Here is a 16006-nt window from a genome sequence, read left to right on the forward strand (position 1 = left end):
CGACCCGAGGGTCGCCGTTTCTGCATCTGCGTACGCTTACTTCTTCTTGCGCACGTAGAGCACCAGGTTGTGATCGACGAGCTCGAAGCCGCGCTCCTTGACGATCTCTTTCTGGCGTTTCTCGATTTCCGAGTCCATGAACTCGATGACTTCGCCGGTATCGACGCAGACCATGTGGTCATGGTGACCGCTGTCGGCCAGCTCGAAGACGGCATGGCCGCCATCGAAGTTGTGGCGCACCACCAGGCCGGCGGCTTCGAACTGGGTCAGGACGCGGTAGACAGTGGCCAGACCGACGTCTTCACCCGCCTCCATCAGCGCTTTGTAAACATCCTCTGCGCTCATGTGGCGCTGCTCGGCGGAGTCGAGCATCTGGAGGATCTTGACGCGCGGCAGCGTGACCTTGAGTCCGGCTTTGCGCAGTTCGCTATTTTCAACCATGTGTGCTTTCTCGCCGCGGAATGCTTCGCAGCACCCCTCAATACAGGTATGATCGGGATTTCGTCGCTCAGCCAAGATAGTGGAAGTCACCCCTTGATGCAAAACGCCAAGCTCATGCTGACCAGTCTCGCTTTCGGGCTGGGACTCGCCGCACTCGCCGGTTGCTCGTTCCCGGGGGTCTACAAGATCGATATCCAGCAGGGCAACGTTGTAACGCAGGATATGATAGACCAGTTGAAGCCCGGAATGACCCGACGCCAAGTGCGGTTTATCATGGGCAACCCGTTGATCGTGGATACTTTCCACCCCAATCGCTGGGATTACCTGTACAGCATCCAGCCCGGCGGCGGTCAGCGCCAGCAGGAGCGGATGAGCCTGTATTTCGGCCAGAACGACCAACTGGTCGGCCTGAACGGCGACTTCATGCCCGGCGTCAGCCGCGACGAGTCGATCCTCGGCAAGGATGGCGTCACCCCGCCACTGGCCCCGGAAGCGCCTCAGCAGCAGCCCGAGCAACCCAAGGAGCAACCGGCCAAGCCCGGCTCCGTGGAAGAACAGATCCAGAAGGAAGTCGATCAGGTGGAAACCGTACCGATCCCGACTCCGGAACCGCTGGACAAGAATCCCCAGTAAGGGATTCGCGCCAACGAAAAAGCCCGGCCAATGCCGGGCTTTTTGTTGCCTGTGATTTCACTTCCGGAGATTCAACCGCGCGCCGCCTTGGCTCTTGCCGCGCGCTGCTTGCGTACTTCCTTGGGGTCGGCGATCAGCGGGCGATAGATTTCCACCCGCTCCCCCTCCTCCAGCACACGCTCATCGGGCCTGGCTACCACCTTGCCGAAGATGCCCAGCGGACAGCTCTGCACATCCAGATCGGGAAAATGAGCGGAAATATCCGACAGCACCACCGCCTCGCGCATCCGAGTGCCGCGGGGAACACTCAGGCGCAGCAGCATCTGCTTTTCCGGCAAGGCGTAGACCACCTCGATAGCGATGCTCGCGGATTCAACCATGCAACTGCTTGGCGCGCTGGCAGAAGGCGTCGACCATGGTGTTCGCCGCCTGGGTGAACAGCGGGCCGAGCGTGGCTTTCACCAGCGCCCCGGCGTAGTCGAAGGTAAGGTCCAGGGAAATCTTGCAGGCCTTGTCGCCCAGCGCCTTGAAGGTCCACACGCCATGCAGCTGGGTGAACGGTCCCTCCTCGAGGTTCATCTCGATGCTCTGCCCCGGCACCAGCACGTTACGGGTGGTGAAGCGCTGGGTAATGCTGCCCTTGGCCACGGTCAGCTCGGCGCGCATGGCGGTATCGCTTTCCGCAAGCACGGTGGAAGCCGAACACCAGGGCAGGAACTCCGGGTAGCGCGCCACATCGTTGACCAGGTCGTACAGCGCCTTCGCCGGATAGGGCAGCAGGGCCGAACGCTGGATATGCGTGCTCATAGATTTCTCGCTTTGTGTTGTGGGGCATCTGACCGGCATCTGACCGGACAGCGCGCCCTCTGATCAAAAAAACAGCGCGCATTCTCCGAGATTAGCCACGCACCCTCAAGCTTGCATGCCGTCGCATGCTGTCCCGATAGCGGCGCGGCGAGTGACTCCCTATAATGCGCGGCCTATGGCTAAACAGAAGAAACACCCTTCGGGGACTATCGCGCAGAACAAGAAGGCTCTGCACGACTACTTCATCGAGCAGCGCTTCGAGGCGGGCGTCGCCCTGGCCGGCTGGGAAGTGAAAAGCCTGCGCGCCGGCAAGGCGCAGCTGGTGGACAGCTACGTGCTGCTCAAGGATGGCGAGGCCTGGCTGCTGGGCAGCCACATCACGCCGCTGACCACTGCCAGCACTCACGTCATCGCCGACCCGGTGCGCACGCGCAAGCTGCTGCTGCACAAACGCGAGCTGGGCAAGTTGTTCGGTGCCGTGCAGCAGAAAGGCTACGCCTGCGTCGCGCTGTCGATGTACTGGAAGAAGCACCTGATCAAGTGCGAGATCGCACTGGCCAAGGGCAAGAAAGAGTACGACAAGCGTGGCACCGAGAAGGAGCGCGACTCCGATCGGGAGATCCAGCGCGCCATCCGTCACGGCAAGGACGACTGAGCCCCACCCGCCCTCCTGCGAGGGCGTGTTGCAGATCAGGCATCCACCGCGCCCTGGCGTCGCTGTGCCCGCTGCAGGCGTAACTCTTTCGCCTGTACCTCGGCCAGCACTTCCTGCACGTAGTCGATATGCCGCTGGGAAATCTCCCGCGCAGCCTCCGCGTGCCCGCCGACAATTGCCTCGTACAACTCGCGGTGCTGGCGCATCAACTGCTCGCGGGTCTCGTCGCGTTGCGCGTACATCCCGCCGATGTTGGTCACCACGTTGCGCTTGAGCAGGTCGAACAGCCCGCGGATGGTGTGCAGCAGGACAGCGTTATGGCTGGCCTCGGCGATGGCCAGGTGGAAGGCTGCGTCCGCCGCGCCTTCTTCCGCACGGCTCACCTTGCCAACACGCTGGTAGCAATCCTGCAGGGCATCGAACGCCTGCTTCAGGCGCTGGTGATCCACCTCGGTCGCGCGCTGCGCCGCGTAGTAGGCGCAGGAACCTTCGAGGGTATGGCGGAATTCCAACAGGTCGCGCTGCGCCTCCGGGTTGCTTTCCAGCAGGTGCAGCAACGGGTCGCTGAACATCGAGCCCAATCCCTCGCTGACATAGTTGCCCCCACCCTGGCGGCTGACCAGCAACCCCTTGGCGCCGAGCTTCTGGATCGCCTCGCGCAGTGAGGGCCGCGACACGCCGAACTGCTCGGCCAGCACGCGCTCGGCGGGCAAGCGCTCGCCGGCCTTGAGAGTGCCCTCGAGGATCATCGCCTCCAGCCGCTCGACGATGTCGTCCGACAAACGGCGCTGCTTGACCTGACCAAAACTCATCTTCGTGAACTCCCTCGCTCCATCACTCTGGGCCGCGCTCCAGGCCGCTATCTGCGCAGTGCGCGGCAGCCTACCCAGCGCGGACTTGCGCAACAAGAGCATCGCGCCTTTCCGAACGCCCTCGACAAAAGTCGCAGAGCAGCAAATTGACACGCCGCCAGCAGGGCTTTTACCCTGAGCGCTCAGCCTTGTAAATTGGTAATACCAATTTACCGCAAGCTGGATTGCACGACAACATAAAGCCGCGATCAGTCGACCGTCTGCCCACGCGCCACAAGCGCACCGGAATCGCCCGACCGGCAACCAGGCCCTCCACCCAAAAACAATTAGGGAGCCAACACAGATGCAAACCTGGCAGCAGATCTATACCCCGCTCGGCAGCCTCGGCCTGTCCGCGCTGGTCGCCGTCATCCCGATCGTGTTCTTCTTCCTCGCCCTCGCCGTGTTCCGCCTCAAGGGCCACGTCGCCGGCAGCATCACCCTCGCCCTTTCCGTCATCATCGCCATTGCCGCCTTCGGCATGCCCGCCGACATGGCCATCGCCGCTGCCGGCTATGGCTTCGCCTACGGCCTGTGGCCGATCGCCTGGATCATCGTCGCGGCGGTGTTCCTCTACAAACTCACGGTCAAGAGCGGCCAGTTCGAAGTGATCCGCAGCTCGGTGCTGTCGATCACCGGCGACCAGCGCCTGCAGGTGCTGCTGATCGGCTTCTCCTTCGGCGCCTTCCTTGAAGGTGCGGCGGGCTTCGGCGCACCGGTGGCAATCACTGCCGCCTTGCTCGTCGGCCTGGGCTTCAACCCGCTGTACGCCGCCGGCCTGTGCCTGATCGCCAACACCGCGCCGGTGGCCTTTGGCGCCCTGGGCATCCCGATCATCGTGGCCGGCCAGGTCACCGGTATCGACGCCTTCAAGATTGGCGCCATGACCGGCCGCCAACTGCCGTTCCTGTCGATCCTCGTACCGTTCTGGCTGGTGTTCATGATGGACGGCTTCAAGGGCGTGAAGGAAACCTGGCCGGCCGCACTGGTCGCCGGCGGCAGCTTCGCCATCACCCAGTACTTCACCTCCAACTTCATCGGCCCGGAGCTGCCGGACATCACCTCCGCACTGGTCAGCCTGATTTCCCTGACCCTGTTCCTCAAGGTCTGGCAGCCGGCCAGCGAGCGTGCAGTGGTCGCTACCGCAGGTGGCGCGGCGGTAATGGGTAGCGGCAACGGCGCTCGCAGTACCGAACCGTCGCCCTACAGCTTCGGCGAAATCCTCAAAGCCTGGTCGCCCTTCCTGGTACTGACCGTACTGGTCACCATCTGGACCCTGAAGCCGTTCAAGGCGTTGTTCGCGCCGGGCGGCGCGCTGTATAGCCTGGTGTTCAACTTCTCCATCCCGCACCTAGACCAGCTGGTGGTGAAAACCGCTCCCATCGTCGCTAACCCGACGCCGATTGCCGCCGTGTTCAAGCTGGACCCGATCTCCGCTACCGGTACCGCGATCTTCCTCTCCGCCGTGATCTCGATGCTTGTTCTGCGGATCACTGCGAAAACTGGTCTGACCACCTTCAAGGAAACCCTGCTTGAGCTGAAGTGGCCGATTCTCTCCATCGGCATGGTGCTGGCCTTCGCCTTCGTCACCAACTACTCGGGCATGTCCACCACCCTGGCGCTGGTCCTGGCCGGCACCGGCGCAGCGTTCCCGTTCTTCTCGCCTTTCCTCGGCTGGCTGGGCGTGTTCCTCACCGGTTCGGATACCTCCTCCAACGCGCTGTTCAGCTCGCTGCAAGCCACCACCGCGCACCAGATCGGCGTCAACGACACCCTCCTGGTCGCGGCCAATACCAGCGGTGGCGTGACCGGCAAGATGATCTCGCCGCAGTCCATCGCCGTGGCCTGCGCCGCCACCGGCATGGTCGGCAAGGAGTCCGACCTGTTCCGCTTCACCCTCAAGCACAGCCTGATGTTCGCCGCCATGGTGGGTCTGATCACCCTCGCGCAGGCCTACATCTTCACCGGCATGCTCGTGCATTAAGGGAGTCATCGCCGCACCGCCATTCACAGACAGAAGGGCGGTGCGGCCGGCCCAGGCGCCACGTGATAACTGCAACAAGCCCGGCAAAGCGTCTAGCTTGTTCAGGGTTCCTGCCGTCACCGTGACGCCTTAATCGACAGACCTTCACCGATGGGACGCCCATGATCATTTCTGCCTCTACCGACTACCGCGCCGCCGCCCAGCGCAAGCTGCCGCCGTTCCTCTTCCACTACGCCGACGGTGGCGCCTACGCCGAGCGCACCCTGCGCAACAACGTCGACGATCTGGCCGGCATCGCCCTGCGCCAGCGCGTGCTGAAGAACATGTCCGAGCTGAGCCTGGAAACGACGCTGTTCGGCGAGAACCTGAGCATGCCCATGGCCCTTGCCCCGGTCGGCCTGACCGGCATGTACGCCCGCCGCGGCGAAGTGCAGGCTGCCCGCGCGGCCGCCGCGAAAGGCATCCCCTTCACCCTGTCCACGGTGTCGGTCTGCCCCATCGAAGAAGTTGCGCCGGCCATCGACCGGCCGATGTGGTTCCAACTCTATGTGCTGAAAGACCGCGGCTTCATGCGCAACGCCCTGGAACGCGCCAAGGCGGCCGGCGTGAAGACCCTCGTATTCACCGTCGACATGCCCGTGCCTGGCGCCCGCTACCGTGACGCCCACGCCGGCATGAGCGGCCCCAACGCACCGCTGCGCCGCGTCTGGCAGGCCATGACCCATCCGGCCTGGGCGCTGGACGTCGGCCTGCTGGGCAAGCCCCACGACCTGGGCAACATCTCCAAGTACCGCGGCAACCCCACCGGCCTTGCCGACTACATCGGCTGGCTGGGCGCCAACTTCGACCCATCCATCTCCTGGAAGGACCTGGAGTGGATCCGCGAATTCTGGGACGGCCCGATGATCATCAAGGGCATCCTCGACCCGGAAGACGCCAGGGATGCGGTGAAATTCGGCGCCGATGGCATCGTCGTCTCCAACCACGGCGGCCGCCAGCTCGACGGTGTACTCTCCAGCGCCCGCGCCCTGCCGGCCATCGCCGATGCGGTAAAGGGCGACCTGAAGATCCTCGCCGACTCCGGCATCCGCAACGGCCTGGACGTGGTGCGCATGATCGCCCTGGGCGCCGACACGGTGCTCATCGGCCGCGCCTTCGTGTACGCCCTGGCCACTCACGGCGAGGCCGGCGTGAAGAACCTGCTGGACCTGTTCGAGAAGGAGATGCGCGTCGCCATGGTGCTGACCGGCACCAAGTCCATCGGCGAAATCAGCCGCGATTCGCTGGTGCGCGAATTCGGTCGATAACAGCTTTTCCTGTAGGAGCGAGCTTGCTCGCGAACCTGCCCAGCCCCGAGCCCACCCGGTTCGCGAGCAAGCTCGCTCCTACAAGTGAACGCACACCTCGGTGCGTTCGAATCCAAAAGAACACCGATGGGCCGTCCAGCGGCCCACGCTCACCGATGATGAATGGAGCTGCCATGAGCCTCCCCGCCGCCTTCCTCGATACGGTAGAACACCTGATTCCCCGCGAACGCCGTTTCGACGACCCGCTCTCGACCCTGGCCTTCGGCACCGACGCCAGCTTCTATCGGCTGATCCCCAAGCTGGTGATCCGCGTCGAGAGCGAGGATGAAGTCGCCACGCTGCTCAAATCCGCCCACGCCCACCAGGTCGCAGTGACCTTCCGCGCTGCCGGAACCAGCCTCTCCGGCCAGGCCGTGAGCGACTCGGTACTGCTGGTGCTGGGTGACAACTGGAACGGCCGCGACATTCGCGAAGGCGGTACGCAGATCCGCCTGCAGCCCGGCGTCATCGGCGCCCAGGCCAACGCCTGGCTGGCACCTTTCGGCCGCAAGATCGGCCCGGACCCGGCCTCGATCAATGCCTGCAAGATCGGCGGTATCGTCGCCAACAATGCCAGCGGCATGTGCTGCGGCACCGCGCAGAACAGCTACCACACCCTGGCCGGCATGCGCCTGCTGCTGGCCGATGGCACCCTGCTGGACAGCGAGTTGCCCGGAAGCATCGCCGCCTTCCGCGAAAGCCACGGCGCGCTGCTCGGGCAGCTCGCCGAACTGGGCCGGCAGACCCGTGCCAACACCGAGCTGGCCGCAAAGATCCGCCACAAGTACCGGCTGAAGAACACCACCGGGCTGTCGCTGAATGCGCTGGTCGATTACGACGAACCGCTGGATATCCTCACCCACCTGATGGTCGGCTCCGAGGGCACCCTGGGCTTCATCAGCGCGGTGACCTACGACACCGTGCCGGACCATCCGCACAAGGCCAGCGCGCTGATCGTCTTCCCCGACGTGGAAACCTGCTGCAAGGCCGTGACCGTGCTCAAGCAGCAACCGGTGTCCGCCGTCGAGCTGCTGGACCGCCGCAGCCTGCGCTCGGTGGAGAACATGCAAGGTATGCCGGTGTGGGTGAAGAGCCTCTCCGAAGGCGCCTGCGCGCTGCTCATCGAATCCCGCGCAGCGACCCAATCGCTGCTGCACGAACAACTTGCGCAGATCAGCGCCTCCATCGCCGATTACCCGGTGGAGAAGCAGGTCGATTTCAGCGAAGACCCGGTGGTCTACAACCAGCTCTGGCGCATCCGCAAGGACACCTTCCCGGCCGTCGGTGCGGTGCGCGAGACCGGCACCACGGTGATCATCGAGGACGTCACCTTCCCCGTCGAACAACTCGCCGAAGGCGTGAATCGCCTGATCGAGCTGTTCGACAAGCACGGCTACGACGAAGCCATCCTGTTCGGCCACGCGCTGGAAGGGAACCTGCACTTCGTCTTCACCCAAGGTTTCGAATCGCCGGAACAGATCGCGCGCTACTCGGCCTTCATGGACGACGTCGCGCACCTGGTCGCCGTGGAGTACGGCGGCTCGCTCAAGGCCGAACACGGCACCGGACGCAACATGGCGCCCTTCGTCGAGCTGGAATGGGGCCATGACGCCTACCAGCTGATGTGGCAACTCAAGCGCCTGCTCGACCCCACCGGCATCCTCAATCCCGGCGTGGTGCTGACCGACGACCCGCAGCTGCACCTGAAGAACCTCAAGCCGCTGCCGGCCGCCGACGAGATCGTCGACAAGTGCATCGAATGCGGCTTCTGCGAGCCGGTCTGCCCGTCCAAGGGGCTGACCCTGAGCCCGCGCCAGCGCATCGTCCTGTGGCGCGACATCCAGGCCAAGCGCCGCGCCGGCATCGACACCACCGAACTGGAGCGCGACTACCAGTACCAGGGCATCGACACCTGCGCCGCCACCGGCCTGTGCGCCCAGCGCTGCCCAGTGAACATCAACACCGGCGAGCTGATCAGGAAGTTGCGCGGCGAGGAAGCACACCACGCCGGCACCGCCACCTGGCTGGCGCGCAATTTCTCAACCGCTATGAAGGGCGCGAAGTTCATGCTCCACGCGGCCAACGGCGCGCGCATGATTCTGGGCCCGCCGCGCCTGGCCCGCCTCAGCGCCTCCCTCAGCCACGCCAGCAAGGGCCGTGTGCCGCAGTGGACGCCAGCAATGCCGCAGCCGGTGCGCCTCGCAGCAGCGCCGCGCACGCTCGATGACAGCCGCCCACGCGTGGTCTACCTGACCGCCTGCGTGTCCCGCGCCATGGGACCGGCAGCGGCGGACGAGGAGCAGATGCCGCTGATCGACAAGACCCGTCAGTTGCTGGAGAAAGCCGGCTATCAGGTGATCTTCCCGGACAACGCCGACAACCTCTGCTGCGGTCAGCCTTTCGCCTCCAAGGGCTACAAGCAGCAGGCTGACGCCAAGCGCGACGAGCTGCTCGCGGAGTTGCTGCGCGCCAGCCGCGGCGGCCTCGACCCGATCTATTGCGACACCAGCCCCTGCACCCTGCGCCTGGTGCAGGAGCTGGCCGATGACCGACTGAAGATCTACGACCCGGTGAAGTTCATCCGCACGCACCTGGTGGAGCGCCTGGACTTCCAGCCGCAGGACAAGCCGGTGGCCGTGCATGTCACCTGCAGCACCCAGCACCTGGGCGAAAGCCAGGCGCTGATTGATCTGGTGAAACGCTGCACCCGCGAAGTAGTAATCCCCGAGGGCATCCACTGCTGCGGCTTCGCCGGCGACAGGGGCTTCACCACGCCGGAGCTCAATGCACACTCACTGCGCACGCTCAAGGACGCGGTGCAGTACTGCGAGGAAGGTGTCTCCACCAGCCGCACTTGCGAAATCGGCCTCTCTGCCCACGGCGGCATCGACTATCGCGGCGTGGTCTATCTGGTGGACCGCGTGACCCGCGCAAGAGCCTAGGCACTGACCATACCGGGAGCCTGGAGCTTTTCGTAGGAGCGAGCTTGCTCGCGAACCGCCTGACGCCGACGCGGCCGACGGCTTTTCGCGAGCAAGCTCGCTCCTGCAGGTTCGCCCCTTAACTTCACGTTAAGCGAGCGCTGCCACCCTTTGCCGCAAAACCGCCGCGGCGGCTATCCTGCTCGAGACGGCGGCGGAGCTGCACGAAAAGGGGGCGACCATGAGAATCCTGTTGGCAGAAGACGACCAGTTGCTGGGCGATGGCATTCGCGCGGGGCTGGGACTGGAAGGCGACACCGTGGACTGGGTAAACGACGGTGTAGCCGCCGAGCAGGCGCTGGAAACCGACGAGTTCGACCTACTGGTGCTCGACCTCGGCCTGCCACGTAAGGACGGCCTGGAAGTGCTTCGCAGCCTGCGCCGGCGTGGCAATCTGACCCCCGTCCTGATCCTTACCGCCCGCGACAAGGTGGCCGATCGCGTCGCAGGCCTGGACGCCGGCGCCGACGACTACCTGACCAAACCCTTCGACCTCGACGAGCTGCTCGCCCGCGTCCGCGCCCTCACCCGCCGCCATACCGGGCGCGCCGCGCCGCTGCTGAAACATGGTGAGCTCTCACTGGACCCGGCCACCCACCAGGTCAGCCTGGCGGGTGCACCGGTCGACCTGGCCCCGCGCGAGTACGCACTGCTACGCCTCCTGCTGGAACAACGCGGCAAGGTTCTGTCCCGTGCTCGTCTGGTGGAAGCCCTCTATGGCTGGGACGGCGACCTGGAGAGCAACGCCATCGAAGTTCACATCCATCACCTGCGGCGCAAGCTGGGCAACAGCCTGATCCGCACCGTGCGCGGCATCGGCTACGGCATCGACCGCCTCGACAGCGCGACACAATCTTGAGCGGCACCGTGCGCCGCGCCGGCTCTATCAGCCGCCGTCTGCTGCTGACGCTGATCGGCGGCGTATCGCTGCTCTGGCTGGTAGCCGGTCTGTTCACCTACCACCTCACGCGTCAACAGGTTAACCACCTCTACGACCAGGACATGGTCGACTTCGGCCAGGCCGCACTGAGCCTGGTGGACATTGCCGACTCCATCGACGCCGAGCCGACGCCGCCCGGTGACATTCTCTCGCGCAGCCGCAAGGCCATCGAAGGCTTGCCGCTGATCCACCGCGAAGCAACCCTGGGGTACTCCATCTGGTACCTAGGCGAGCCGCTGCTGACCACCAGCAACCCACCTCCGCATCTGGACCGCCAGCCGATGGGTTTCTCCGACCTTGAGCAGGACGGGGTGAACTATCGCGTCTTGCAGATCGAGTCCCCTGGCGCCGACGAAATCCGCATCTGGGTCTTCGAGGACCTGCACTACCGCTCCAAGACGCTCCACCTGTTGCTGTTCAGCGCACTGTTCCCGCTGCTGCTGGCCCTACCACTGTTCGGGGTACTCGTGTGGTTCGGCGTGCGCCAGGGCCTCGCGCCGTTGCGCGGCCTGATCGAACAGGTGCACCAGCGTAGCGCCCATAGCCTGCACCCACTGGCGCTGAGTCGGGCGCCAGTGGAAGTACACAGCCTCGTCAACGAACTGAACCTGCTGCTGGAGCGGCTGAATTCGGCCATCGAAGCCGAACGCCGGCTGACCAGCGATGCCGCCCACGAAATCCGCACACCATTGGCGAGTCTGCGCACCCACGCCCAGGTAGCGCTGCGCTCTTCCGACCCCGCGGCCCACGCCCATGGCCTGAAGCAGGTCAGCCGCAGTGTCGAGCGGATCAGTGCACTGATGGAGCAGATCCTCCTGCTCGCCCGCCTGGACGCCGACGAATTGCATGAGATCTTCCGCCCCGTCGATCTTGGCCTGCTGGCGGAAGACACCATCGCCGACCTTGCCCCGCAAGCCATCGACAAGCACATCGAGCTGACCCTCGACAGCCAACACGCCAACCTGCTGGGCGTGGAAGCATGGCTCGGGCTGATGCTCACCAACCTCGTCGGCAACGCCCTGCGCTACACCCCTGAAGGCGGCCGCGTTGCCGTCACTCTGGAGACCAGCGATCACCAGGTGACCCTGTGGGTGCGCGACAACGGCCCCGGCGTCGCGCAAGCCGAACAGGCGGCGATCTTCACCCGCTTCTACCGCAGCCCGAACGTTGCCAGCAGCCACGGCAGCGGGCTGGGGCTGCCCATCGTCAAGCGCATCGTGGAAATCCACCACGGGCGTATTTCCCTGCACGAAGGCCTGGAAGGTGCGGGCTTGGGCGTCTGCGTCGAACTCCCGACCAACGTCGACCAATAAACCTGAACGCAACGAAAAAAACGGCAGTCCACCCTGTACGGTCCGCTCGGACGGTCCGCTACCACCGGTCACATTTGACAGGAGTACTGCCATGAAACGTGCCGCCCTGCTCATTACCGCCGCCCTGCTGGCATCGCCGGCCTTTGCCGCCGATCTGTGCAGCGACAATATCCAGAAGCTCGATGACGCGGTGAAAACCACCACCAACAACACACAGGCCCAGGAACAGGCCATGCGCCTGCAGGAACAGGCTGCCAAGGCGCAAGCCGCCGGCAACACCAAGGAGTGCATCGCGCACACCGAAAAAGCGCTGCAGCTGCTGAAGAAAAACAGCGGCGATGGCGGAGCCAACGGGTGATGCCCGGCATGGCGACCGGCTATCCAGCCGGTCGCCGTTCATAAGGCTCGCGAAGCCTCTGGCATTCGCAGCCCCGCAGTTGATTCCGCGCCCCCCTCACACGCCTAAGATGTAGCGATTCCCGACCACAAGAATCACAACCGGAATCGCCATGCCTGTGTCCCGCCTGCTCATCGCCAACCGTGGCGAGATCGCCATTCGTATCGCCCGCGCCGCTGCAGAACTGGGCATCCACAGCCTGGCGATCTACGCCGAAGACGACGTCGCCTCACTGCACACGCGCCAGGCTGATGAGGCTGCGGCCTTGAAAGGGCGTGGCGCCAGTGCCTACCTCGATCAGCAGCAGGTCGTTGATATCGCCCTGGCGCACGGCTGCGACGCCGTGCACCCAGGCTACGGCTTCCTTTCCGAGAACGCCGAATTCGCCCGCCGCTGCGAAGCCGCCGGTCTGACCTTCGTCGGCCCCGCGGCCGAGGTACTGGATGTATTCGGTGACAAGGCCCGCGCCCGCGACCTGGCTCGTGACCATGGTGTTGCGCTGGCCGCCGGCAGCAATCGCGCCACCTCGCAGGAGGACGCCGAGCGCTTCTTCCGCGAGCTGCCCGCCGGCGCCGGAATGATGATCAAGGCCCTGGCCGGCGGCGGTGGACGCGGCATGCGCGCCGTAAGCCGCGCCGAGGACATCGCCGATGCCTACGCCCGCTGCCAGGCCGAGGCCCGCGCGGCGTTCGGCGATGATCGCCTCTACGTCGAGCGGCTGATCCAGCGCGCCCGCCATATCGAGGTGCAAGTCGTCGGCGATGGCCGCTCCGTCAGCCATCTCGGGGAACGCGACTGCACGCTGCAACGGCGCCACCAGAAGCTGCTGGAAATCGCCCCCAGCCCCAACCTCCACCCACGCCTGCGTGGCGCCATCCTCGCCGCCGCCGTACGCCTGGCCGAGGCGGTGAACTATCGCGGCCTCGGCACCTTCGAGTTCCTGCTGGACGAAGACAGCGGTGACTTCGTCTTCATGGAAGCCAACCCGCGCCTGCAGGTGGAGCACACCGTCACCGAGGCGGTGACCGGCATCGACCTGGTGCAGGCGCAACTGCGCATCGCCGCCGGCGCCAGCCTCGCTGACCTGAACCTGACCCAGACCGAAATACCCGCACCGCGCGGCTACGCCCTGCAACTGCGGATCAACCTGGAAAGCCTCGCCAGCGACGGCACGCCGCATCTGGCCTGCGGCACCCTCAGCGCCTACGAACCACCCAGCGGCCCCGGCCTGCGCGTGGACGGCTACGGCTACGCCGGTTACCGCAACAGCGCCGGCTACGACTCGCTGCTGGCCAAGCTGATCGTCCACGGCAACGGTGGTTATCCACAACTGGTGCAGCGCGCCTACCGCGCACTCTGCGAGTTCCGCCTGGAAGGCGTGGCGAGCAACATCCCGCTGCTGCTCAACCTGCTGCGCCAGCCGGCGGTGGCGGACAACCAGGTCACCACGCGCTACATCGAAGAACACCTGCCGGCGCTGCTCGGTGCGCAGGACCACGCCCACCCGCACCGCTTCTTCAGCCACGCCAGCGCTGCGCCGCAAGCCCAGCGCACCGCCGAATCCCCCACCGGCTGCGTTCCGCTGGCGACGCCCAGTGCAGGTGTTCTCGTCAGCCTGAACGTGGCGCCCGGCGACGCCGTCGCCCAGGGCCAGACCATTGCAGTGGTCGAAGCGATGAAGATGGAGTTCGAGGTGAAGGCCAGCGCCAGCGGCATCGTCCACAGCCTGGCTGCCACCCCCGGCGACAGCCTCGGCGAAGGCGACGCGCTGCTGTTCGTCGAACCGGCCGACATCCAGGCGCAGGACAACCAGAGCGAGGCCGCCATTGACCTGGACGCCATCCGCACCGACCTCGCCGAAGTCCTCGAGCGCCACGCCATCGGCCTCGACGAACGTCGGCCGGACGCCGTCGCCAAGCGCCACCGGATCGGCAAGCGCACGACTCGCGAAAACCTCGCCGACCTGCTGGATGACGGCAGCTTCATCGAGTACGGCGCATTGGCCATCGCGGCACAGCGGCGGCGGCGCAGCGTCGAGGAACTGATCACCAGCAGCCCCGCCGACGGCCTGGTCAGCGGCCTGGGCAGCATCAACGCCGCGCAGTTCGGCGACGAGAAAGCCCGCTGCCTGGTCCTGGCCTACGACTACACCGTGTTCGCCGGTACCCAGGGCGTGATGAACCACAAGAAGACCGACCGCATGCTGCACCTCGCCGAGCAGTGGCGCATCCCGCTGGTGCTCTACGCCGAAGGTGGCGGTGGGCGCCCGGGTGATACCGACTTCGTCGGCGTGGCCGGACTGGACAACATGAGCTTCGTCGGCCTAGCGCGGCTCTCCGGGCTGGTGCCGCTGGTGGGCGTGGTCTCCGGTCGCTGCTTCGCCGGCAACGCCGCGCTGCTCGGTTGCTGCGACGTGATCATCGCCACCCGCGATACCAGCCTGGGCATGGCCGGCCCGGCCATGATCGAAGGTGGCGGCCTGGGCAGGTTCGCCCCCGAGGAAGTCGGCCCCAGCGACGTGCAGAGCGCCAACGGCGTGATCGACGTGCTGGTGGAAGACGAAGCCGAAGCCACCCGCATCGCCCGCCAGTACCTTGCCTACTTCCAGGGCGACACCGCCGACTGGCAGTGCGCCGACCAGCGCCTGCTGCGCCATGCGGTGCCGGAGAATCGTCTGCGCGTCTACGACATCCGCCTGGTCATCGAACAATTGGCGGACAGCGGCTCGGTGCTGGAGCTGCGCCGTGGCTTCGCCGCCGGCATGATCACCGCGCTGGTGCGCATCGAAGGCAAACCCTTCGGCCTGATCGCCAACAACCCCATGCACCTGGGCGGCGCCATCGATGCCGAAGCCGGCGACAAGGCCGCGCGCTTCATGCAGCTGTGCGACGCCTTCGACCTGCCGATCATCTCGCTGTGCGACACCCCCGGCTTCATGGTCGGCCCGGAGGCGGAAAAGACCGGCACCGTGCGCCATGTCTCGCGCATGTTCGTTACCGCCGCCAGCCTTACGGTGCCCTTCTTCACCGTCGTGCTGCGCAAGGGCTACGGCCTCGGCGCGCAAGCCATGGCCGCCGGCAGCTTCCACGCGGCGCTGTTCACCGTGGCCTGGCCCAGCGGCGAATTCGGTGCCATGGGCCTGGAAGGCGCGATCCGCCTCGGCTACGCCAAGGAGCTGGCCGCCGTGGAAGATGCGCAGGAGCGCCAGGCGCTGTTCGATAAGCTGGTCGCCGCGGCCTACCGCAACGGCAAGGGGCTGAACATGGCGAGCTACCTGGAGATCGACGACGTCATCGACCCGGCCGACACTCGTCGCTGGCTGCTGCGCGGGCTGGCTTCGACGCCACGTCCGGCGCAGCGTCAGGGGAAAAAGCGTCCACTGATCGATACCTGGTAAACCATGGGTTGAGCTGCGCGGCCGATCCGCTAAAATGCGCGGCGTCATTGGGGAGTAGCCGACCGTTCCGCGAACGGGGGCGACGTCAACACACTTGGCCCGCAGGCCATGGCGTCGTCAGCAGCTTTGCCTGGCAAGACCTTTGACCACGTGATCTCCGCAACGGCCGGGGAGATGCGTGGTCATGGGTACTACACCGGCCGGGAGCTTCACCGTGATGCACCACCCCATTCTTCGCTCCACCTGTCTGGAGCTGCACGC

General features: G+C 65.5%; 13 protein-coding genes and 1 riboswitch. Of the genes, 9 read left to right on the top strand and 4 right to left on the bottom strand.

From position 1 onward, the window contains the following. Positions 1 to 36: 36 nt before the first annotated feature. Positions 37 to 441, bottom strand: coding sequence for a ferric iron uptake transcriptional regulator (fur, locus tag RS899_RS22345; RefSeq protein ID WP_009613072.1), 405 nt, complete (start codon positions 439 to 441; stop codon positions 37 to 39). A gap of 96 nt (positions 442 to 537) precedes the next feature. On the opposite strand from fur, the gene RS899_RS22350 reads away from it, so the two are divergent. Further along, the gene (locus RS899_RS22350) at positions 538 to 1074 is read left to right on the top strand and encodes an outer membrane protein assembly factor BamE (RefSeq protein ID WP_024765307.1); all 537 of its coding nucleotides are present in this window, start codon (positions 538 to 540) and stop codon (positions 1072 to 1074) included. Positions 1075 to 1145: 71 nt separating this feature from the next. On the opposite strand, the gene RS899_RS22355 is transcribed toward RS899_RS22350, so the two are convergent. Together RS899_RS22355 and RS899_RS22360 are read right to left on the bottom strand one after the other, a co-directional pair. Next, entirely contained in the window at positions 1146 to 1454 is a 309-nt protein-coding gene (locus RS899_RS22355) for an RnfH family protein (protein WP_054910600.1), read from the bottom strand. Beyond that, positions 1447 to 1881, bottom strand: coding sequence for a type II toxin-antitoxin system RatA family toxin (locus RS899_RS22360; protein WP_024765305.1), 435 nt, complete (start codon positions 1879 to 1881; stop codon positions 1447 to 1449). Before RS899_RS22360 ends, RS899_RS22355 begins: the two co-directional genes overlap by 8 nt. 175 nt (positions 1882 to 2056) lie before the next feature. On the opposite strand from RS899_RS22360, the gene smpB reads away from it, so the two are divergent. Further along, a complete protein-coding gene (gene smpB, locus RS899_RS22365) occupies positions 2057 to 2536 on the top strand; it encodes an SsrA-binding protein SmpB (protein WP_017518965.1) in 480 nt (159 codons plus the stop codon). Between the two features lie 35 nt (positions 2537 to 2571). Here smpB and RS899_RS22370 read toward each other — a convergent pair whose 3' ends face one another. Beyond that, positions 2572 to 3348, bottom strand: coding sequence for an FCD domain-containing protein (locus tag RS899_RS22370; RefSeq protein WP_054910599.1), 777 nt, complete (start codon positions 3346 to 3348; stop codon positions 2572 to 2574). A 343-nt stretch (positions 3349 to 3691) separates the two neighbouring features. Here RS899_RS22370 and RS899_RS22375 point away from each other — a divergent pair, with 343 nt between their 5' ends. From RS899_RS22375 to RS899_RS22405, 7 genes are all read left to right on the top strand, one after another. After that, complete coding sequence (locus tag RS899_RS22375; RefSeq protein ID WP_064979555.1) at positions 3692 to 5371, top strand: lactate permease LctP family transporter; 1680 nt, start codon at positions 3692 to 3694, stop codon at positions 5369 to 5371. Between the two features lie 161 nt (positions 5372 to 5532). After that, positions 5533 to 6678 carry an FMN-dependent L-lactate dehydrogenase LldD gene (gene lldD, locus RS899_RS22380; protein WP_315808102.1) on the top strand — a complete coding sequence of 382 codons (1146 nt, stop codon included), beginning with the start codon at positions 5533 to 5535 and terminating at the stop codon, positions 6676 to 6678. A gap of 173 nt (positions 6679 to 6851) precedes the next feature. Next, positions 6852 to 9659 carry an FAD-binding and (Fe-S)-binding domain-containing protein gene (locus RS899_RS22385; RefSeq protein ID WP_315808103.1) on the top strand — a complete coding sequence of 936 codons (2808 nt, stop codon included), beginning with the start codon at positions 6852 to 6854 and terminating at the stop codon, positions 9657 to 9659. 220 nt (positions 9660 to 9879) lie between these two features. Further along, the gene (locus tag RS899_RS22390; protein ID WP_233297207.1) at positions 9880 to 10557 is read left to right on the top strand and encodes a response regulator; all 678 of its coding nucleotides are present in this window, start codon (positions 9880 to 9882) and stop codon (positions 10555 to 10557) included. Then, positions 10554 to 11951: a sensor histidine kinase gene (locus RS899_RS22395; protein ID WP_315808104.1), complete on the top strand. Its 1398-nt coding sequence runs from the start codon at positions 10554 to 10556 to the stop codon at positions 11949 to 11951. The genes RS899_RS22390 and RS899_RS22395 overlap by 4 nt, the downstream gene beginning before the upstream one ends. A 91-nt stretch (positions 11952 to 12042) precedes the next feature. Then, complete coding sequence (locus RS899_RS22400; RefSeq protein ID WP_054911204.1) at positions 12043 to 12309, top strand: hypothetical protein; 267 nt, start codon at positions 12043 to 12045, stop codon at positions 12307 to 12309. A gap of 151 nt (positions 12310 to 12460) precedes the next feature. After that, entirely contained in the window at positions 12461 to 15745 is a 3285-nt protein-coding gene (locus RS899_RS22405; protein WP_315808105.1) for an acetyl-CoA carboxylase family protein, read from the top strand. A 37-nt stretch (positions 15746 to 15782) separates the two neighbouring features. Continuing rightward, positions 15783 to 15955, top strand: a riboswitch (yybP-ykoY riboswitch). Positions 15956 to 16006: the final 51 nt, after the last annotated feature.

Source organism: Pseudomonas sp. C9-3, from assembly GCF_032392015.1.
GTDB lineage: Bacteria > Pseudomonadota > Gammaproteobacteria > Pseudomonadales > Pseudomonadaceae > Pseudomonas > Pseudomonas nitroreducens.

Bases quoted from the DNA above. Each gene is read 5' to 3' on its own strand.
- fur (WP_009613072.1), bottom strand. From the start codon at position 441: ATGGTTGAAAATAGCGAACTGCGCAAAGCCGGACTCAAGGTCACGCTG.
- RS899_RS22350 (WP_024765307.1), top strand. From the start codon at position 538: ATGCAAAACGCCAAGCTCATGCTGACCAGTCTCGCTTTCGGGCTGGGA.
- RS899_RS22355 (WP_054910600.1), bottom strand. From the start codon at position 1,454: ATGGTTGAATCCGCGAGCATCGCTATCGAGGTGGTCTACGCCTTGCCG.
- RS899_RS22360 (WP_024765305.1), bottom strand. From the start codon at position 1,881: ATGAGCACGCATATCCAGCGTTCGGCCCTGCTGCCCTATCCGGCGAAG.
- smpB (WP_017518965.1), top strand. From the start codon at position 2,057: ATGGCTAAACAGAAGAAACACCCTTCGGGGACTATCGCGCAGAACAAG.
- RS899_RS22370 (WP_054910599.1), bottom strand. From the start codon at position 3,348: ATGAGTTTTGGTCAGGTCAAGCAGCGCCGTTTGTCGGACGACATCGTC.
- RS899_RS22375 (WP_064979555.1), top strand. From the start codon at position 3,692: ATGCAAACCTGGCAGCAGATCTATACCCCGCTCGGCAGCCTCGGCCTG.
- lldD (WP_315808102.1), top strand. From the start codon at position 5,533: ATGATCATTTCTGCCTCTACCGACTACCGCGCCGCCGCCCAGCGCAAG.
- RS899_RS22385 (WP_315808103.1), top strand. From the start codon at position 6,852: ATGAGCCTCCCCGCCGCCTTCCTCGATACGGTAGAACACCTGATTCCC.
- RS899_RS22390 (WP_233297207.1), top strand. From the start codon at position 9,880: ATGAGAATCCTGTTGGCAGAAGACGACCAGTTGCTGGGCGATGGCATT.
- RS899_RS22400 (WP_054911204.1), top strand. From the start codon at position 12,043: ATGAAACGTGCCGCCCTGCTCATTACCGCCGCCCTGCTGGCATCGCCG.
- RS899_RS22405 (WP_315808105.1), top strand. From the start codon at position 12,461: ATGCCTGTGTCCCGCCTGCTCATCGCCAACCGTGGCGAGATCGCCATT.